Consider the following 17,359-nt stretch of genomic DNA (forward strand, 5'->3'; position numbering starts at 1 on the left):
TCCCACCGTCCCGCACTCGCTTTCCTGGACCGTTGCCGCCGTCTCCGGCACGGCGCGATCCTGGAGTGACGCGAGTGAATGGGCACATCGTGTTCGAGTCTTCGCGGGACTTCCGGGAAGCGGGGCGGTACGACCGGACGGAAAAGGATCCGCCGCCCGACCCCGAACGGCAATCCTGCGGACGGTAGGAGTTGTTCGGCCCGGACGGGCAAGAAGCCGCCTATGAGACCAAGCGACGAAGTGGCCGTGCGACGCATCGGCGTGCTGCTCGTGATGCAGGGCGTGCTGTTGATCGGCTTCGGCCTGTTGCTCACCAAGTGGCTGGTGAAGGTGCCCCCCTTCACCTCGGAGGACGGAATCAACCGGGCTTTCGCCGCGCACCGGTCGGCGGACTGGAACAGCATCACCTACTGGGTGTCCCAGGCGGGCAACACCCAGGCCGTCGTGCTGGTCACGACGGTGGCGCTGGCCCTGCTCCTGCTGCCGGTGCTCGGCGACCGGTACCAGCGCGAAGCCCTGTTCCTGGCCGCGTCGGTGGCCCTGCAGTCACTCGTCTTCCTCACGGTGACGGCGGCCGTCGACCGGGCCCGGCCGGACGTGGCGCACCTGGACGTCGCCCCGCCGACGTCCAGTTTCCCCTCGGGACACACCGGTGCGGCGACGGCGCTGTACGGCGGTCTCGCCGTTCTCGCCCTCCTCCGGTTCCGCGGCGGCCGGCGCTACGTAATCGCCACCGTGCTGTTCGCCGTTCCCGTCCTGGTCGCGGCGGCACGCCTGTACCGCGGGATGCACTATCCGACCGATGTGCTCTGCGGCCTGTTGAACGGCTCCGGAATCCTGCTGATCATGGGGCGTTCGCTCCTGTCGGCACGGGCCCGCCCGCAGCGGCCGGGGCAGGCGGCGCGATCGGACACCACCCATGACGCACCGGCCGCCCGGCGCGAACAGCGGGCCGCGGTCGTGCTGAACCCGTCCGTGGTGGACGACGCGCTGCACGACGCGATCCGCCGCACCCTGGAGCGGTACGGCTTCCAGGACGTGTCCTGGCACATGACCTCGGAAGAGGATCCGGGCAGGGGCGCCGCACGGCGGGCCACGCAGCGCGAGCCCGATCTGATCGTCGTGTGCGGTGGGGACGGCACGGTGATGGCCTGCGCCGGCGCCTTGGCGCACAACGGGATCCCGACCGCCGTCCTGCCCTGCGGCACCGGCAACCTGCTGGCACGCAACCTCGGCTACCCGGTCGATCCCCTCGCCGCACTCGTCGCCGCGCTGGAGGGCACCGCGCGACCCGTCGACCTCGGGATCGCCGAGGGCGACGGCATCTCCGAAGGGCGGTTCGCCGCCATGGCCGGCGCCGGGTTCGACGCCGCCGTGGTCCAGGACGCGTCCTCCCGCATGAAGGCGGGCATCGGCTGGGCCGCCTATCTGGTCTCGGGGGCACGCCATCTGCGCGATCCCGGGATGCGGCTGACCCTGCGGCTCGACGACGGACCGGAACTCGACCGCCGGGCACGCATGGTGCTGGTGGGCAACGTCGGCACCCTGCAGGGCGGCGTTCCCCTGCTCCCGGCCGCACAGCCGGACGACGGCCTGTTCGAGGTCGTGCTGCTCAACCCGACGGGACCGCTCGGCTGGCTGCGCGCCGCCACTCACGTATTGAAGCGGCAGCACCGGGAGAGCGCACCGCGGTCGCCCGGCGGCGGCGAGCGGTTCGCCCACGGCACCCTGGAGTACTTCACCGCGCGGCGTATCGAGATGGCCTTCGAACGACCCCAGGAACGGGAGTTGGACGGCGAACCGGTCGGCCCCGGCACCCGGCTGGCGATCGAGGTCGATCCGGGCGCCCTGCTGATGCAACTGCCGGCGACAGCGCCGGCGGCCTCATCACCGGCGCCGACAGGCACCGGGAAACCGGCAGTTTTGACAGGAGCACACGATGGGTACGGCAACCCGAGTTCCGCAGACCCGGGACATCAAGGGGGAAGAGCTCTCGGGCGATGAGGCATGGCTCACCCTGCGCCGCTACGGCGGATGGAAACTGGTCCGCGACGCCTTCATGCGGTTCCGGTACGCCGACGGCTTCAGCCACGCACGCGCGCTGGCCCTGCAGACGGTCCTGTCACTGGTGCCGCTCGCCATCGCCCTGATCGGCCTGTCCACCGCGGTACACGCGGAAGGCATCGGACGGGTGGCCGAACTCACCGTGCTGCGCATCTCCAGCGGCCCGAGCTCCGACGTCGTCAAGAACGCCCTCGCCGACAGCCGCCGTCACGCCGACCAGGGCGGGCAGCTGGCGTTGTGGTTCGGCCTGCTGTTCGCGCTGGTGAACGTCACCACCGCGATGGCCCAGGTCGAGCGCGGCGCCAATCGCATCTACGGCGTGGAGCGCGACCGGCCCTTCCACCTGAAGTACCGGCGCGGTCTGCTGATGATGCTGCTCGCCGGAGTGCCCTTGGGCATGGGCTCCGTTCTCATGGTCAGCGGCGCCGACATCGCCGGGGCGGCGGCCGAGGTGTACCACTGGACGCCGCACCAGACGACGGCCTGGAACGTGCTGCGCCGGCCGGTGGGCATCCTCCTCGCCCTGTTCTCGACCTCCGTCATCTTCCGCAGCTCACCGCGGCGCCGGCAGCCCGGCTACACCTGGCTGGCATTCGGCGCGGCCGTCTATCTGGCGCTGTGGACCCTGCTGACCTGGCTGCTCAGCCTGTACGTCGAGTTCAGCAGTTCGTTCAACTCCGTGTACGGTCCGCTGAGCGCCTTCATCTCGCTGCTGCTGTGGTCCTACCTCACGGCGATGGCGCTGTTCCTGGGCATCGCGTTCGCCGCTCAACTGGAGGCGGTGCGTGCCCGGGTCAAAAGGCCGATCCTGAAGGATCCGGGGGTCTGAACCGTGCTCAGCCGTGACGCGGCCGGCCAAACACCTCGGCCCCGGACTGATGATTATCCGCCGGAGCGGGTAGCTGTCACCGGCATGACGGCACTGTCGCGAATTCCCGGAAACCTGATCCACCGGCTGCGCGGCCCGGACGAGCGCCTCGGCGTACGGCTGCTGCTCACAGCTGTCGCGTTCGCCGCCGCCGCCGTGCCCTTCGCCCTCGTGCTGGTCCTCGTGGAGGGCCACTGGGGTCCCCTGCACCGCGCGGACCGCGGCGCGGCCGAGAACCTGCACCGGGCGGCACTGGAGCACCCGGCCTGGGTGACGGTACTGCGCTTCCTCACCAATGGGCCGTGGTCGCCCACGGTGATGCGTCTGCTGGTGGCCGCGGTCGTGGTGTGGCTGCTGTACCGCCGCGCCTGGCGGCTGGCGGCCTGGGCCGCGGTCACGTCCGCCCTCAGCTCCTCGATCGGCGTGCTGGTCAAGACGGCCGTCGAGCGCGCCCGCCCGCAACTGCCGGACCCGGTGGCCCACGCACCGGGCTACTCGTTCCCCTCCGGCCACGCGATGACGGCCACGACGTCCTGCGGAATCCTCCTGCTCGTCCTGCTGCCCCTGGTCCCCCGCAGGTGGCGGGCCCTGCCGTGGACGTTGGCGGTGGTGTCGGTGGTGGGCGTCGGGTACACCCGGGTCGCCCTGGGCGTGCACTGGGCGAGCGACGTGGTGGGCGGCTGGCTGCTCGGGCTGGCCCTGCTCACCGCCACCACCGCCGCGTTCCAGACCTGGCGCCAGGAGGCGGGACTCGCCCACACCTCACCGTCCCACGAGGGCCTGGAACCCGAACTGGACACGCCCGACACCGCCCCCGAGCCGGCGCTCGACCTCGGCCACCACGACCACACGGCGCCCCCGGCGGGGCACGACCGGCGGTCATGAGCGCGGTCGTCACCGGCCGGCTCCGCGGGGGCGGCGCAGCACTTCCAACTGCCCGTCGAGGCGGCCCGCGCCGGCGGACGCCGGCCGCGCGGGGCTCGGGCGCCGCGGCGATCGGATCGGGACAACAGGGCGGGTCCCGGCATCCGGCGGGGGGCTCGCGTAGGGTCACGGAGTGGCCTTGATCAGTATCGAGCGCTCTTCCCCGCTGCCCTCCGACGAGGTGTGGCGGCGGCTCACCCGCTGGGAGCGGCACGCCGCCCATGTGCCGCTGACCCGCATCGTCGTCACGACCCCGCCCCCGACCCGGCCGGGCACCGTGTTCGTGGCGCGTACGGGGGTGGGGCCGGTCGGGTTCGACGACCCGATGGAGGTCGTGCGCTGGGAACCGCCGACGCCCGGTGGCACCGGCCGTTGCCGACTGGAGAAGCACGGCACGCTCGTCCTGGGATGGGCCGAGATCGAAGTGAGCGCGCACGGCACCGGATCGCGCGTCACCTGGCACGAGGAGCTGCGGGTACGGGGGCTGCCCCGGCTCTTCGACGGCCTGACGGCGCGCTCCGGCCGACTGATGTTCGGCCGGGCGATCACCGGACTGCTCGCGGAGGCATGACCGGCGCGCCGGGGCCACCCGGTCGCGTCGACGACAAGGACGGCGGAGAGCGGCGATGGACGAACGACTGGTCGTGGTCGGCAGCCTCAACATGGACCTGTCGGTCACGGTGCCCCGTCTCCCCGGGCCGGGCGAGACGGTCTCCGGCGCCGACGTCGTGCGCGGGCCCGGCGGAAAGGGCGGAAACCAGGCGGTCGCCGCGGCGCGCCTGGGCGCACGGGTCCGCATGGTCGGGCTGCTCGGGGATGACGCCCACGGCGGGGAACTGCGGGCCGCCCTGGTGGCGGAGGGCATCGACGACGGCGCGGTGGGCACCCTTCCCGGCGCCGCTTCCGGACTGGCGCTGATCGTGGTGCAGGACGACGGCGAGAACACCATCACCCTCTCCCCCGGCGCCAACGACCGCCTCGACGAGAGCATGCTGCGGGCCCTCACCGACGGGACCGTCGCCAACCGCGCCGACACCGTCCTGCTCCAACTCGAGGTGCCGCTGCCCACCGTGCTGGCCGCGGCCCGCGAGGCCCGCGCCGCGGGGGCGCTGACCGTGCTCAACGCCGCTCCGCTGCCCGCCCCCGGGCCGTTGCTGACCGAGCTGTTGCGGGAGGTCGACGTCCTCGTCGTCAACGAGACCGAGGCGGCCGGACTGCTGCGCCTGCCTGACGTATCCTCCGTGGCCCGGGACGAGAGCTGGACGGCACGCGCGGAGCGGCTGCGCCTGCTGGGACCGGGGACCGTCGTGGTCACCCTGGGCGCCGCCGGCGCGGCGGCCGCCGATGGCCGTTGCCGACTCACCGAACCGGGGTTCCCCATCGACGCGATGGACACCGTCGGCGCCGGTGACGCCTTCTGCGCCCAACTCGCCCTCGCTCTCGGTCCGGGCCGCCCGCTCGCACCCGCCCTCCGCAGGGCCTGCGCGGCCGGCGCCGTCGCCGCCACCCGGCGCGGCGCACAGCAGGCGCTGCCCACCCGGGCCGAGGTCGACGCGCTGGTTTCGCGGGATCCCGTGTGATCGCGGTTCAGGGGAAACGGTCTCGTGCTCTGGCCGGAAGGGTTTGCCTGGTGCGCGGCGTCCGGCACGGTGCGTCGCACGGCGGAGGATCGTCCTCGTACCGGGCGTACTCGGACGACTCCGACAACGCAGCGACGTACCGTGCCGGGTGTCGCGAACCGGTGAACCTTTCCGGCCAGAGCACTAGCCTGAGGCGGGTCGGTGTTCCCGAACGAAGGAAGAACATGAACGGCGCGACCCGATTCGCCGGTGTCTCCCCGACCACGCTCGCCGACATACTCGGGCGTGAGCAGGTCATGGACATCGGCATCCGCCCCCTGTGGCCCTCCCCCCGAGTCGCCGGCCCGGCCTTCACCGTGCGGTGCCCGCCCGGTGACAACCTGATGCTGCACGCGGCCATCCACCGTGCCGAGCCCGGCTCGGTCATCGTCGTCGAATCCGGGGACGTGGACTACGCGCTCGCCGGCGGAAACGTCTGCGCGGTGGCTCAGCGCCGGGGCATCGCGGCGTTCGTGGTCGACGGCGTGATCCGCGACCTCGCCGAGGTGCGCGAGATGGGTTTCCCCGTCTTCGCCAGGGGCGTGATCCCCATCCCGGGAACCAAGACCGCGGTCGAGCCGCTGGGCGCCCCGGTGCGGTGCGGCGGCGTGCTGGTGAGCGCCGGGGACGTGGTGGTCGCCGACGAGGAGGGCATCGTCGTCACTCCCGCCGCCCGTCAGCAGCAGGTGCTCTTCGACGCCCTCGCGAAGGCGGCCAAGGAGGCCGGTGAGTCACTCGATGACTGGGAGGCCGCGCACCGTGCCCGCATCGACGGGACGCTGGCCGAGCACGGCTTCGCCCCCTGACCCGACCCGTCGGCTCAGGGGGCTTCGTGCCGCCGCGCGCCGGGGAAGGTCCGGTCCGGTTGGCGGGTGCGGTGCCTGCGGTTCCAGTGCGGGCGGTGGACGGTGGCGACGGCGGCTCGGCGCGTCAGAGCTCCGAGAGCGATCAGCGTCACCGTCCAGGTGCCGACGAAGGTGTAGATCAGGACCGGTGCGTCCGCCCGTACCGCTTCGATCAGCAGGACCAGCGATCCTGCGGCCAGACAGCTCACGAGCGCCACCAGCCAGCGGACCGGTGTACGCCGCGACCGTCGTAGGGCGGCGGCGGTCCAGCCGGCCAGTCTGCGCAGCAGCCGGCCCTCCCGGCGGAAGTTGACTTCCATGCCGGCGAGGATCCGGCGCTCTTCGTCGGTGAGTTCTACAGCGTCCATGGGCCATCTCCGCGATGTCTGGCCCCCAGGGCGGAGGCCGCCTCCTGCGCTTTGCGTCAACGCCGGCCGCGCTCGCGGCCGGAAGTGGCGCCGTACTCCGCACCTTGCCGTCGCACACCTCGTGATGGCAGGTTCTCCGGCCGGTTCAGCTTCGCGCGGGGGCGAAGGTCCGCCGGCCGGCCGGAGAACTCTGTACTGAAGCCGCTTCCCCCACCAACGGACGGCAAACGCGCGGGACATGAGAGTACTCCCGCGGTCCACGGGGACCCGAGCCCACCCCGACGCACCGCGGACCGGCTCGTGGCACGCCAGGGATCCCCTGGCGTGCCACGAGCCGGTCCACGGCGGACGGGTGGGAGAGCGGGCGGGCGGTCAGAGCCCCGGCTGGGTCTGGGGGATGCGTTCCAGCAGTCCGCGCAGGTCGTCCGCGTGCTCCTCCTCCTGCGAGAGGAGGTCCTCGAACACCCGCCGGGTGGTCGGGTCACCGTCACCGAGCCACTTGGCGATCTCGGTGTAGGAGGCGATGGCGACCCGTTCCGCCACCAGGTCCTCCTTGATCATGTCGATCAGGTCGAGGCTCTCGTCGTACTGGGCGTGCGACCGCTTGGTGAGGGTGTCCGGATTGAAGTCCGGCTCCCCGCCCAACTGGACGATCCGCTTCGCCAGCTTGTCCGCGTGCTCCTGCTCCTCCCCCGCGTGCTCGAGGAACTCGGCCGCGACGGGCTCGGAGTACAGGCCGCCGGCCGTGTAGTAGTGGCGCTTGTAACGCAGCACGCACACGAGCTCGGTGGCCAGCGCCTCGTTCAGCACCTGAAGGACCCTGTCCAGGTCCGCGCCGTACGCGTCGGTCACCGGACCCTTCTCCATCTCCAGGCGCGCCCGGCTCCGGAGCGTTTCGATGTCGGTCAGGAACTCCGCCATGTCGTAACTACCGTCCTTCGTGATCTGCGGCCAAGACGAACGGGAGACCCGTCCACGCGCTGCGCGTACCCGGCCGTTCCCCCTCGTACGCCCGCCACTGCCGCCCATCAGCCGCCCGGCCCCGCCGCATCCGGTGCCGGAAGGTCATTCGGCGCGGTCCCGCACCGCGCCGCTGAACCAGACGCAGGTGTCCCCCGGCACCAGCTCCGAGCCGGAAGGACCGGACGCGAGCGGTCCGCTGCCGAGCAGGACGGCACTGCCGGAGGGCAGTGCCACGAGCGCCGGGGAGAGGTTCACCAGGCAGCGGAAACCGCCCTCCCGCGCGAAGGAGACGACTCCGTCACCGGCCGCCGTCCATTCCAGTGTCTCCGCCAGTCCGGTCAGCCGCTCCGGGCGCAGTGCGAGCCCGGCCCGGTAGAGCGCCGGCGTCGAATCCGAGTCGGCGTCCTGCGCCTCGGCGGTGAGGTGCTCCCGCTCGCCCTGGGCCGCCGTTGCCCGTGCACATGGGCGGGTACGGGGTAGCAGACCTACATGGGATCGGAGTCGGCTCCCGCGACCCGCCGCTCGGCGCACTCCGGCTCGGACGAGCGCCCGCCCGGCCGGGGGCCGAAGCTTGTGCGGGTGGCGCGCAGGACGTGGCGGCGGGGCGTCGAGATCGAGTTGATGCACCGGTCGATGGGCTTCGCCGCACTCGGCCTGGTGACGCTGATTCCGCTGCTGATCGTCGTGGCGGCGGCTCTCGGGCACAACGGCCCGGGGTTCGTGGCGTGGGTGCGGGACGCGCTCGGGGTGCGGGGCAGCTCCGCGCAGGCGGTGGAGAGCCTGTTCGGCTCCCCGGCGCGAGTGCTGAGTACGACGACCGCACTCAGCCTCGCGTCCCTGGCGGTCTTCGGGCTGTCCTTCATCGCCGCGATCCAGACCACCTACGAGCGCATCTGGGACCTGCCGTCCGCGCCCTGGCACGCCACCTGGCGGCGGGCGCTGGCGCTCGCCGTCCTGGTCGGCTACCTGCTGACGGCCGAGTACTCCGACCACGTCCAGGAGGGCACACCGCTGCAGCCCTTCGTCGGCATCCTGGTGACGGGAGGCGGGGGCGTGGCGTTCTTCTGGTGGATCCAGCACTTCCTGCTCTGCGGCCGCGTCGGTAAGCGGCTCCTGCTGCCCGGCGCCCTGCTGACCGTGGCCGGCCTGGTGGGGCTCCGGTTCTTCTCGGTCACCGTCTTCTCACCGCTGATCGTCAGCAGCGCGGTCTCCTACGGACCCATCGGAACCGTCCTGATCGTGCAGTCCTGGCTGATCGGCATCGGATTTGTCATCTATGCGGGAGCTCTGGCGGGGCAGGGGTTGTACGAGCGCAAACGTCCCCAGTGACGTGACGCGCGACCATACGACCGCCTGGGAGGCGACAGTGGAGCGTTGGCAGTACGGCTTTCTGTACATCGGGTACTACGGACCCCAGGGGGCGGAGAAGGTCTACGAGCTGGTGGTCACCAGCGCGGGCGCGGAGATCGTCGCCCTGGAGGACTCGACGCTCCAGACGCCCGCTCTGATCCTGGCCCGGCTCGACCGGCTGGGCGGCGAGGGCTGGCTGCTGGAGGCGCGTGGCGAGGCCGAGTACAACGCGAAAGGCATGGCGCCCGCCTGGATGCTCGACAAGGTCAGGGAACTGGACCCCGCGGGCCACATGGGCACGTACTCCATCTACACGATGCGGCGGCTGCTCGGCTGACGGCCGTCAGCCGTTGTCGCACTCGCGGGCGGTCAGCGGCGGGCCGTCCACCGCGCAGTGCATACGCGGCGCGGGCGGCCCCTCGCCCCGGGGAGCCGCCGGCGCTTCGGCCGGCCGCGGGGGTGTGTTCCGGATCGTGGCGGCGGCCAGGGCGGCGCCCGCCGCCAGCAGGGACGCGGCGATGACCAGCGAGACGTGGAATCCGTGTGAAAACGCCTCGGGGTCGTCGTAGCTGCGGCCGGACAGGCCGGCGACGGCCGGCAGCGCGGCGACGGCGATGAGGCCGGCCGCGCGGGCGACGGCGTTGTTGACCCCCGACGCCACACCGGCGTGCTCGGCGCCGACGGCGTCCAGGACCGTGGCGGTGAGCGGGGCGACCAGGACGGCCAGGCCGAAGCCCAGCACGACAACGGCGGGCAGCACGTCCCGGACGTAGTCGGCGCCCGGCCCGACGCGGAACATCAGCAGGACCGCGCCCGCGCAGATCAGCGGTCCGACCGTCATGGGCAGCCGGGGCCCGATGCGCTGCGACAGCCGGCCGAAGCGCGCGGAGAGCAGCAGCATCATGATCGTGATCGGCAGCATCGCCGTCCCGGCGGCGAGCGGCGAGAAACCCGCGACGACCTGCAGCTGGACGGCGAGCAGGAAGAACACTCCGCCGAAGGCTCCGTAGACGGCGAACGTGACGCCGTTCGCGGCGCTGAACTGGCGGACGGAGAACATGCTCAACGGCAGCATCGGGTGTTCCTGGCGGGCCTCCGCGACGAGGAAGCCCGCCAGCGCGGCCACCCCCAGCACGCCGCTGACGAGCACCGTCGCCGACCCGGCGCCGTGCTCGGGGGCCGCGATGATCGCGTAGGTGACGCCCGCCAGTCCGGCACAGCTCAGGGCCGCGCCCAGCACGTCGATCCGTCCGGCGGCCGCCGGATCGCGGGTCTCGGGTACGTGCCGCCGCGAGATGAGGACGACGACGACGGCGAGCGGGGCGTTGATGAGGAACACCCAGCGCCAGGAGGCCGCCTGCACGAGCCAGCCGCCGAGGAACGGGCCGACCGCGGTCGCGACGCCGCCGAAGGCGGACCACGCGCCGATCGCCCGTGCCCGGTCGTCCGGGTGGAAGGACGCCTGGATCATGGCCAGGCTGCCGGGCATCAGCAGCGCTCCCCCGACGCCCTGCAGGGCCCTGGCGGCCAGCAGCCAGCCGGCCGAGGGCGCCAGCCCGCAGAGCAGTGACGCGGCGGCGAACCACAGGACGCCGACGTTGAAGATCCGGCGCCGGGCCGTACCGGTCGCCCAGCGCTCCGCCCAGCAGGATGAGCGAGGCCAGCGCGACGGTGTACGCGGTCACCGCCCACTGCAGGGTGCCGAATCCGGCACCGAAGTCCCGGCCGATCGCGGGCAGGGCGATGTTGACGACGGTGGCGTCGATCCCGGCCAGCGCCGACCCGAGGATGGAGGCCGCCAGCACCCACCGTCCGGCGGCCGACGCGACGTGGATCTCCCCGGCTCCGCCCGCCTGCCGTCCCGCCTCGCGCGGTTCGCGCCGGGCCGCCTGCGACTTCGAGAACATGCGCGCCTACCGTCCTGATCCGAGCGGCCGGGACCGCCGGGGGCCCGGCCGGCACGACTCACGCTAGGCGCGCCGATCTCCGACGGCAAGCGGTCCGAAGCGCCTCGACTCCCCCGCGCGTCAGACGTCGATGTCCCGCAGGCGCTCCATCTCCCGCCGGTCCCGCTTGGTCGGGCGGCCCGTGCCGCGGTCGCGGCGGCCGATCGCCAGGATGTCCTCACGGGCGGGCGGCGGCGGGCTGTTGTCGACGAAGCACTCCGCGGCGATCGGCGCCCCGACGCGCTTGCGCACGATGCGCGAGACGATCACGATCCGCTCGGCACCCTCCCCGCGCAGCCGGACCTCGTCCCCCGACCGTACGGTCTGGGCCGGTTTCGCCCGCTCGCCGTTGACCCTGACGTGGCCGGCGCGGCACGCCGCGGCGGCCATCGACCGGGTCTTCGTCAGCCGTACGGACCAGATCCAACTGTCGACCCGTACGGTCCCCTCGTCTGCAGCCATGACACGACCTTAAACCGGGGGCCGGCCCCGGACGGTGTCAGTTTCCGCCGACGGCCCCGCTCTCCAGGGGCGCCGGGCGCGGTCCGGCTCGGTGGCCGTCCGAGAGGGCGGCCCGGCGGGGCGGGATCGCCGCGCGCCACAGCCGCACGCACGACAGCACCGTCGCCGCCGCCAGCAGGCTGTTGCGCGCCGCCAGGACGGCGACGCCCTGCCAGGAACTGTTCAGCACCGCGCCGAAGAACAGCGGGAAGTCCACGGAGGTGACGGCGGTGGCGAGGAGCAGCAGCACCGCCACCGGGCGCTGCGTGGTGCCGCGCACCGTCAGGCACACCGCGGACAGGGCGATCAGCCAGATCAGGTACTGCGGGCTGATCACCCGGCTGGTGGAGGTGAACAGCAGCACCGCCGTCAGGGCCGCGTCATACACGGTGGCCTCGCTCCAGACGCGGGCGCGCCAGCGCCACAGCAGCAGCCATCCGAACGCCACCGCGGTCAGCAGCAGGGAGCCGCGGGCGACGGTGGAGACGTACGGGCCGAGGAACTCGAAGGAGCCGTAGTGCAGCCTGACGTGCCCCGGCCAGCCGCCCAGCCGGGCCAGGTGCAGCAGGGTGCCGCCCATCGACTCGACCTCCACACCCCGGTTGCCCTGCGAGGACAGGAAGCCGAACGTCCCGCGGAAGCCGACCGCCAGGATCGCCAGCAGGACCGCCGCGGACGCCAGCACCGCGCTCCAGGCCTGGCGGGTGGACCGGCCCCTGGGGGTGCCGAGCACGACCAGCGCCGGCCACACCTTGATCATCGCCGCGATCCCGGCGAGGGCGCCGCCGAGCCACGGCCGCCGGTCGATCACCAGGAGGGAAACGACGGCCAGCGCGGCGACCGCCACGTCGAACCGTGCGAAGGGCAGGGCGAGCAGCAGGGGCAGGCCGCCCGCCCACAGCCAGGCACCGGCCGCGCTGCCGCGCCCGCCGCGCGCGGCACGTACCAGGACCAGCACCACCACGGCGTCGGCCAGCACCATCAACGCGACGAAGCCCTGCAGGTACGACATCAGGGGCAGCAGGGCGGGGGCGAGCATGAGCAGCCCCGCGCCCGGCGGGTACTGCCAGGTGACGTCCCCGGTCGGGAACGATCCGGCCTCCAGCTCGCCGGCCCAGCGCGCGTACAGCCGGTGCACCTCCGAGGCGATGTCCCCGTGTCCGGTGCGCAGCATGGCCAGCATCACCAGCCGCGAGGCCACCCAGTACACCGCCAGTGGCCACCAGCGGGACCGGCTGCCGTCAGCGGCGCCGCCTGCCCCGCACGCGCATCCCGTGCACCCGGCCTCACCGCACGACGCCACCCGAACCTCCACCGTCCACGTCACCCGCCGACCACACCACCCCTGACGCTAAAACACTGGAAACCCGACAAATTGACCAACACGCAGAAACGTTCACCAAAGCTCAGGTCGGCCGAACCGGTCGGTGCTCGACCGGGTCTTCGGAAGCGCTCGGCTACGCGTCCGCCACCAGGCGTTCCAGGAGCGCGACGGCATGGGCGGGACCGGGCAGGGCGGCGATCTCGTCCCGCAGGCGCTCTGCCGCCAGCCGGTAGGACGCGTCCGCCAGCACCTCGACGACCGCCTCGCGGACATGGTCCGGCGTGGCCTTGACCGCGTCGAGCACGCGGGAGACGCCCAGGGCGGCACAACGGGCCGCGTTCTGGGGCTGATCGGCCCCCATCGGGATCAGCACTGACGGCAGACCGTACGCCAGCGCGCCGATCACGCTCCCGGAGCCGCCGTGGGAGACCACCACGTCGCAGTGCGGCAGCAGCGCCGCCTGCGGGATGAACCGCTCGACGCGCACATGCCCGGGCTGGGGTCCGAGCTCCGCGGGGTCGACGTCCCTGCCGACGGTCACGACCACGTTGACCGGCAGTTCCCGCAACCCCGCCAGCACCCGCGCGAAGAGGTCCCCCGACTCGGCGTTGAACACGGTGCCGAGGGTGAAGTAGACGGTCGGCACGTCGCCCAGTTCCCCGATCCACTCCGGTACGTCCGTCTTCGCCGCGGCGTCCGGACCGCGCGGGCGAAGTGCCTGCCCGGTGGGCGGCAGCGGGAAGTCCGGGTGCCGGAAGCCGGGCGGGAAGGGTGCGAGCACGAGGTGGCGGCCGAGCATGTCGAGCCCCGGATCGGCGGGCAGCCCGTGCGCGGCGCGCAACTCGCCCAGCGGCTCGGCGATCAGGTGGTGCCGTACGAAGGAGCCCTCGGCGATCACGAGCACCCGAGCGTACGGCAGTCCCAGCCGCTCGGCCGCGACCACGCTGCCGAAGTCCATCTCCTCGCACACCAGCAGATCGGGGCGCCAGGCGGCGAACAGGTCGAGCCCGTCGGCGGCGCGCTCACGCGCCATGTGACCGGCGAAGGCCTCCCGCAGGATCCGGTCCTCGCGCGCCGCGCTGACCGCGAGCAGCGGACGCCGACCCGCGTGCCCGTCGTGGTCGGTGTCCGGCCCCAGGACGTCGAATCCGGCCGCCGCCACCGCCCGCGCCATGCCGGGGCGGCAGGTGAACGCGATGGTGTGGCCGGCTTCCCGTGCGGCGTCCGCGATCGGGACCAGTGGTTCGAAGTGGCCGTTTCCTCCGACGAAGGTGAACAGAATGCGCACCGTGGCGTCCCCTCTCGCTCGCGAAGCCCGCCATCATGCCATCGCCACGCGAGCGGGCGGCCGGCCTCCGGCCCCGCTCCGTCATTCGGCGGGATCGGTCTCCACCAGCAGGCGGGCGTAGTTGGCCGCGGAGCGCTGGTAGCGGGGCAGATGGCCGGCCAGCGCCGTCAGCGCGACCGACACCGCCTCACGCTCGCGACCGGTGTCCGCCAGGGCGAGGGCGAGGAAGACGGCGACCGCGTCGTCCAGGTGGTCCGAGCCGGCATCCCGCTCGGCGGTCAGCAGGGCGACGCTCTCCGGCGCGCGACCGAGGTTGCGCAGTGAGCTGGCCAGCTGGATCACGGCCCGGCGGCGCCGTTCACCCGTCAGCCCGAGGTCGAGCGCCCGCCGGTACAGCGGGACGGCGAGGTCGGAGTGGCCGGTCGAGTCGAACGCGGCGGCCCGTTCGAACAGCGCCGCCGGATGGTCCGGAGGCAGCTCGGCGGCGAGTTTCCCGATCCGGGCGCGGAAGTCCTCCTCGCCGTGGCTGTCGATGGCCGCCCACAGCTCCGCGGTCCGCCGCTCCCACCCTGCGTCCGTCGCACCGGCCGCGTTCGTCGCACCGGCCGCGTCCGTCGTGTCGTTCATGTCGTGCTCCCCTCACGGTGGCGCCGCCGGGCGGCGGCGCTGCTCACGGGGATCATCCTGCGAGCCTTGCTACGCTCCCCACCAGTCATTCGGCCCGGACCGAATCACTCATCGGTACGCCCGACCCGCGCGGGGAGCACAGCATCGCCGTCACTCTGCGGTTCAGCCCCGCCGACCTGCGGCGATGCCGCTTCGCGGTCTCCCCGGCGCTGGAGACCCTGGCCGCGATCCGCGTCGCCACCGGCGAGCAGGGCCGGGCCGCGATGCGGCGCCACACCTGGGTGCCGGGCCTGCTCATCTCCCGGCCGTCACTGGGCCCGAACGCCCTGCGCGTCACCGAGTACTTCCTCGGCGCGATGGAGCCCACAGGCCTGGACGGTCCCGCGATGATGGAGGCGTTCACCCTGCTCAACGGTTTCGTCTGCCAGTTCGCCGAGTGGGAGCACGCGAGCAGCGGGCAGAGCGGGGGCGGCGAGGACGCGGCCGGCGCCCCGTGGGCCGCCGAAGTGGTCGCCTATCTGCAGGGCGTCGCGCTGAGCGGCCGCTATCCGCGGTTGACCCGGGCGCTCGCCGGCAGCGGTCCGCCGCCGGACGCCGACACCGTCTTCGAGCGCTCACTCGACCGGCTGCTGACCGTGCTGACGCAGCCCCCGGGGTGACACCGGCGGGTCCGCGACGGCGACTCAGGCCGTGGGGCGCTCGTACAGTCCGTCGAGACGGTGGTCGAGCGCCACCAGGTCCGGGTGGCGGGCGACGAAGCGCTTGCCGCGCTCCCGTTCCCGGACGGCGTCGCGCACGCTGCGCCGGGCGGCCCGGTGCAGGGCCGCGGCGAACCGGGCGGCCGGTTGCCCGGCGGCGGCCAGCTCCGCGGCCACGGCGCGGAACTCCGCGTCGACCTCGGCGAGATGGGGGCCGCGCCGGTCGGCCGCGTCCTCGACCGCGATCCGGGCCTCGGCCCGGTCGATGCCCAGGCGGGCGGCAAGCCGGAACGCGATCGTGTCCAGAACACGCTGCTGCTCGGGCGTCATGGATCCAGTGTCGCGCACGGACCCCCATCGCGACAGCGTGTCGGGTCCACTCGTCAGTCCTGCGACTCGTCGCCCCGCGGGTGGAGCCGGTGGGAGTCCTGCGCGCGGCGGCGCAACGTGTTGCGCCGGTATCCGACCACGGCGATCAACAGGCCCGCGGCGAGACTCACGCCGACCCACAGGCCCAGCCACTCCAGAACGGTGATCGCCAGCGCCGTCACCTCCCCTGCCTCGCGAACCGCGCAGGGCAGCCGACGGCAAGTGGGACGAGCCTGTCAACACGACGAAATGGTCCCGGATCATGCCTAACCACCCTTAGTGGAGTGTCCCACCCGGGATGGCTCACGAGGACGACTTCCCGGAACGGTCACCCCTGCGGGGGAAGTTGTGCCGTCAAACCCCTCAACCCCTCAGCCCCTCGGACCGCTCAGACCTCCGCGCCGTACTCCACTCCCGACCGTTCCTCCTCGTACCGCTCCCGCAGCTGGCCGGCGTAACGGCGCAGGCTGTCGGGGCTCAGCGCCTGACCGGTGCGGCCGGTGACGTTGTACTTGACGAAGAGGATCTTCGCGAGGTCGTCGAAGGTCGGGTACTGGCCCAGGGCGTCGGTCAGTTCGACGAACGCCGCGTAGAGGGTGTCGAGACGGGAGGCCGCGCCGGTCGGACCCGCGGGTGCGGCGACCGTCCGCTCCGGCACCGCCACCGGTTCCGACCCGGGCACCTCATCAGGCGCCGGGTACGGGTCGGGCGCGCCGGACTCGTCCGCCGGCAGCACCGGGACCGGGGTGAACCAGAGGTTCTCGTACCCCTCGTCGGCGGTGGGCTGCCCGGGATGCGCCCGGCCTTCGACGCCGTCCGGGGCGGCGGACTGCTCGTGGTGCGCGGCATCGGTGTCCGCGCCCGCCGTCGCGCTGTCCGGTCCCTCGGGCCCGGCGGTGACGGCCGCCACGACGGGAACGGTGATGCCGGCGGCGGCGAGGCCGAGGGGGGCGGTTTCGGCCAGGGGGATGCCGTAGCGGGCCAGGCGTAGCGGCATGAGGGCTTCGACGGGGGCTTTGCGGCGCCAGGCGCGTCCGTAGCGGGCCTGGAGGCGGGCCTGGTAGACGAGGCGGTCCTGTTCGAGGCGGATGACCTGGTCGTAGGAGCGCAGTTCCCACAGTTTCATGCGGCGCCACAGCTTGAAGGTGGGGAAGGGGGCGAGCAGCCAGCGGGTGAGGCGGACCGATTCCATGTGCTTGTCGGCGGTAAGGTCCGCGACGCGGCCCACGGCGTGGCGGGCGGCCTCGACGCAGACGACGAACAGCACGGGGATGATGCCGTGCATGCCGACGCCGATCGGGTCGGGCCAGGCGGCCGCTCCGTTGAAGGCGATGGTGGCGGCGGTCAGCAGCCAGGCGGTCTGGCGCAGCAGCGGGAACGGGATCCGCATCCACGTCAGCAGCAGGTCCAGCGCCAGCAGCACCACGATGCCGGCGTCCACGCCGATCGGAAAGACGTTCGCGAACCAGCCGAAGCCCTTGTTCTGCGCGAGCTCGCGCACCGCGGCGTACGATCCCGCGAACCCGATCGCGGCGATCACCACCGCACCGGCGACCACCACACCGACAAGGATCCGATGCGTCCGGGTCATGCGTATCGCGGGCA

20 protein-coding genes and 1 pseudogene are annotated in these 17,359 nt (G+C 72.9%); 10 read left to right on the top strand and 11 right to left on the bottom strand.

Annotated features, from left to right (window positions below):
- Positions 1–222: 222 nt before the first annotated feature.
- The 6 genes from M2266_RS02280 (at position 223) to M2266_RS02305 (ending at position 6,281) form a co-directional block, all read left to right on the top strand.
- Positions 223–2,004, top strand: a complete 1,782-nt coding sequence (locus tag M2266_RS02280) for a diacylglycerol kinase family protein (RefSeq protein WP_277436558.1) — start codon at positions 223–225, stop codon at positions 2,002–2,004.
- Positions 1,940–2,893, top strand: coding sequence for a YihY/virulence factor BrkB family protein (locus M2266_RS02285; protein WP_277436559.1), 954 nt, complete (start codon positions 1,940–1,942; stop codon positions 2,891–2,893). Before M2266_RS02280 ends, M2266_RS02285 begins: the two co-directional genes overlap by 65 nt.
- 84 nt (positions 2,894–2,977) lie before the next feature.
- Positions 2,978–3,817, top strand: coding sequence for a phosphatase PAP2 family protein (locus M2266_RS02290; protein ID WP_277436560.1), 840 nt, complete (start codon positions 2,978–2,980; stop codon positions 3,815–3,817).
- 172 nt (positions 3,818–3,989) lie between these two features.
- Positions 3,990–4,427 (top strand): SRPBCC family protein, encoded by a 438-nt coding sequence (locus M2266_RS02295; RefSeq protein ID WP_277436561.1) that lies wholly within the window; start codon positions 3,990–3,992, stop codon positions 4,425–4,427.
- A 55-nt stretch (positions 4,428–4,482) separates the two neighbouring features.
- Positions 4,483–5,436: a ribokinase gene (locus M2266_RS02300; RefSeq protein WP_277436562.1), complete on the top strand. Its 954-nt coding sequence runs from the start codon at positions 4,483–4,485 to the stop codon at positions 5,434–5,436.
- A 224-nt stretch (positions 5,437–5,660) separates the two neighbouring features.
- Positions 5,661–6,281, top strand: coding sequence for an RraA family protein (locus tag M2266_RS02305; RefSeq protein ID WP_277436563.1), 621 nt, complete (start codon positions 5,661–5,663; stop codon positions 6,279–6,281).
- 14 nt (positions 6,282–6,295) lie between these two features.
- On the opposite strand, the gene M2266_RS02310 is transcribed toward M2266_RS02305, so the two are convergent.
- From M2266_RS02310 to M2266_RS02320, 3 genes are all read right to left on the bottom strand, one after another.
- Positions 6,296–6,688 carry a hypothetical protein gene (locus M2266_RS02310; RefSeq protein ID WP_277436564.1) on the bottom strand — a complete coding sequence of 131 codons (393 nt, stop codon included), beginning with the start codon at positions 6,686–6,688 and terminating at the stop codon, positions 6,296–6,298.
- A gap of 372 nt (positions 6,689–7,060) precedes the next feature.
- Positions 7,061–7,609, bottom strand: a complete 549-nt coding sequence (locus tag M2266_RS02315; protein WP_277436565.1) for a ferritin-like domain-containing protein — start codon at positions 7,607–7,609, stop codon at positions 7,061–7,063.
- A 144-nt stretch (positions 7,610–7,753) separates the two neighbouring features.
- Positions 7,754–8,182 carry a DUF3459 domain-containing protein gene (locus M2266_RS02320; RefSeq protein ID WP_277436566.1) on the bottom strand — a complete coding sequence of 143 codons (429 nt, stop codon included), beginning with the start codon at positions 8,180–8,182 and terminating at the stop codon, positions 7,754–7,756.
- Between the two features lie 48 nt (positions 8,183–8,230).
- On the opposite strand from M2266_RS02320, the gene M2266_RS02325 reads away from it, so the two are divergent.
- Both M2266_RS02325 and M2266_RS02330 read left to right on the top strand, forming a co-directional pair.
- The gene (locus M2266_RS02325) at positions 8,231–8,980 is read left to right on the top strand and encodes a YhjD/YihY/BrkB family envelope integrity protein (protein ID WP_277436567.1); all 750 of its coding nucleotides are present in this window, start codon (positions 8,231–8,233) and stop codon (positions 8,978–8,980) included.
- Position 8,981: 1 nt separating this feature from the next.
- The gene (locus M2266_RS02330; protein ID WP_277436568.1) at positions 8,982–9,338 is read left to right on the top strand and encodes a hypothetical protein; all 357 of its coding nucleotides are present in this window, start codon (positions 8,982–8,984) and stop codon (positions 9,336–9,338) included.
- A gap of 6 nt (positions 9,339–9,344) precedes the next feature.
- Here the strand turns inward: M2266_RS02330 and M2266_RS02335 are convergent.
- The 3 genes and pseudogenes from M2266_RS02335 to M2266_RS02345 form a co-directional block, all read right to left on the bottom strand.
- Positions 9,345–10,908: pseudogene (locus M2266_RS02335) on the bottom strand (MFS transporter).
- 120 nt (positions 10,909–11,028) lie between these two features.
- Entirely contained in the window at positions 11,029–11,409 is a 381-nt protein-coding gene (locus M2266_RS02340; RefSeq protein WP_277436569.1) for an RNA-binding S4 domain-containing protein, read from the bottom strand.
- A gap of 37 nt (positions 11,410–11,446) precedes the next feature.
- Entirely contained in the window at positions 11,447–12,622 is a 1,176-nt protein-coding gene (locus tag M2266_RS02345) for a glycosyltransferase 87 family protein (protein ID WP_277436570.1), read from the bottom strand.
- On the opposite strand from M2266_RS02345, the gene M2266_RS02350 reads away from it, so the two are divergent.
- On the top strand, positions 12,621–12,797 hold the full coding sequence (locus M2266_RS02350) for a hypothetical protein (protein ID WP_277436571.1): 177 nt from the start codon (positions 12,621–12,623) through the stop codon (positions 12,795–12,797). The two genes, M2266_RS02345 and M2266_RS02350, sit on opposite strands and share 2 nt — an antisense overlap.
- Before the next feature lie 108 nt (positions 12,798–12,905).
- On the opposite strand, the gene M2266_RS02355 is transcribed toward M2266_RS02350, so the two are convergent.
- The gene (locus tag M2266_RS02355; RefSeq protein ID WP_277436572.1) at positions 12,906–14,060 is read right to left on the bottom strand and encodes a glycosyltransferase; all 1,155 of its coding nucleotides are present in this window, start codon (positions 14,058–14,060) and stop codon (positions 12,906–12,908) included.
- A gap of 81 nt (positions 14,061–14,141) precedes the next feature.
- Positions 14,142–14,687, bottom strand: a complete 546-nt coding sequence (locus M2266_RS02360; RefSeq protein WP_277436573.1) for a tetratricopeptide repeat protein — start codon at positions 14,685–14,687, stop codon at positions 14,142–14,144.
- Positions 14,688–14,704: 17 nt separating this feature from the next.
- On the opposite strand from M2266_RS02360, the gene M2266_RS02365 reads away from it, so the two are divergent.
- Positions 14,705–15,346: a TetR/AcrR family transcriptional regulator C-terminal domain-containing protein gene (locus M2266_RS02365; RefSeq protein ID WP_277436574.1), complete on the top strand. Its 642-nt coding sequence runs from the start codon at positions 14,705–14,707 to the stop codon at positions 15,344–15,346.
- A gap of 24 nt (positions 15,347–15,370) precedes the next feature.
- Here the strand turns inward: M2266_RS02365 and M2266_RS02370 are convergent, their stop codons facing one another.
- The 3 genes from M2266_RS02370 to M2266_RS02380 form a co-directional block, all read right to left on the bottom strand.
- Positions 15,371–15,715: a hypothetical protein gene (locus tag M2266_RS02370; protein WP_277436575.1), complete on the bottom strand. Its 345-nt coding sequence runs from the start codon at positions 15,713–15,715 to the stop codon at positions 15,371–15,373.
- Between the two features lie 53 nt (positions 15,716–15,768).
- A complete protein-coding gene (locus M2266_RS02375; protein WP_277436576.1) occupies positions 15,769–15,936 on the bottom strand; it encodes a hypothetical protein in 168 nt (55 codons plus the stop codon).
- 206 nt (positions 15,937–16,142) lie between these two features.
- Positions 16,143–17,345: a DUF2637 domain-containing protein gene (locus M2266_RS02380; protein ID WP_277441040.1), complete on the bottom strand. Its 1,203-nt coding sequence runs from the start codon at positions 17,343–17,345 to the stop codon at positions 16,143–16,145.
- Positions 17,346–17,359: the final 14 nt, after the last annotated feature.

Source organism: Streptomyces sp. SPB162, from assembly GCF_029504575.1.
Classification (GTDB): Bacteria; Actinomycetota; Actinomycetes; order Streptomycetales; family Streptomycetaceae; genus Actinacidiphila.

Excerpts from the sequence above, each read along its gene's own strand:
- M2266_RS02380 (WP_277441040.1), bottom strand. The coding sequence starts at position 17,345 with ATGACCCGGACGCATCGGATCCTTGTCGGTGTGGTGGTCGCCGGTGCG.
- M2266_RS02345 (WP_277436570.1), bottom strand. The coding sequence starts at position 12,622 with ATGCTGCGCACCGGACACGGGGACATCGCCTCGGAGGTGCACCGGCTG.
- M2266_RS02285 (WP_277436559.1), top strand. The coding sequence starts at position 1,940 with ATGGGTACGGCAACCCGAGTTCCGCAGACCCGGGACATCAAGGGGGAA.
- M2266_RS02300 (WP_277436562.1), top strand. The coding sequence starts at position 4,483 with ATGGACGAACGACTGGTCGTGGTCGGCAGCCTCAACATGGACCTGTCG.
- M2266_RS02350 (WP_277436571.1), top strand. The coding sequence starts at position 12,621 with ATGGCCAGCATCACCAGCCGCGAGGCCACCCAGTACACCGCCAGTGGC.
- M2266_RS02315 (WP_277436565.1), bottom strand. The coding sequence starts at position 7,609 with ATGGCGGAGTTCCTGACCGACATCGAAACGCTCCGGAGCCGGGCGCGC.
- M2266_RS02370 (WP_277436575.1), bottom strand. The coding sequence starts at position 15,715 with ATGACGCCCGAGCAGCAGCGTGTTCTGGACACGATCGCGTTCCGGCTT.
- M2266_RS02305 (WP_277436563.1), top strand. The coding sequence starts at position 5,661 with ATGAACGGCGCGACCCGATTCGCCGGTGTCTCCCCGACCACGCTCGCC.
- M2266_RS02310 (WP_277436564.1), bottom strand. The coding sequence starts at position 6,688 with ATGGACGCTGTAGAACTCACCGACGAAGAGCGCCGGATCCTCGCCGGC.
- M2266_RS02360 (WP_277436573.1), bottom strand. The coding sequence starts at position 14,687 with ATGAACGACACGACGGACGCGGCCGGTGCGACGAACGCGGCCGGTGCG.
- M2266_RS02290 (WP_277436560.1), top strand. The coding sequence starts at position 2,978 with ATGACGGCACTGTCGCGAATTCCCGGAAACCTGATCCACCGGCTGCGC.
- M2266_RS02280 (WP_277436558.1), top strand. The coding sequence starts at position 223 with ATGAGACCAAGCGACGAAGTGGCCGTGCGACGCATCGGCGTGCTGCTC.
- M2266_RS02340 (WP_277436569.1), bottom strand. The coding sequence starts at position 11,409 with ATGGCTGCAGACGAGGGGACCGTACGGGTCGACAGTTGGATCTGGTCC.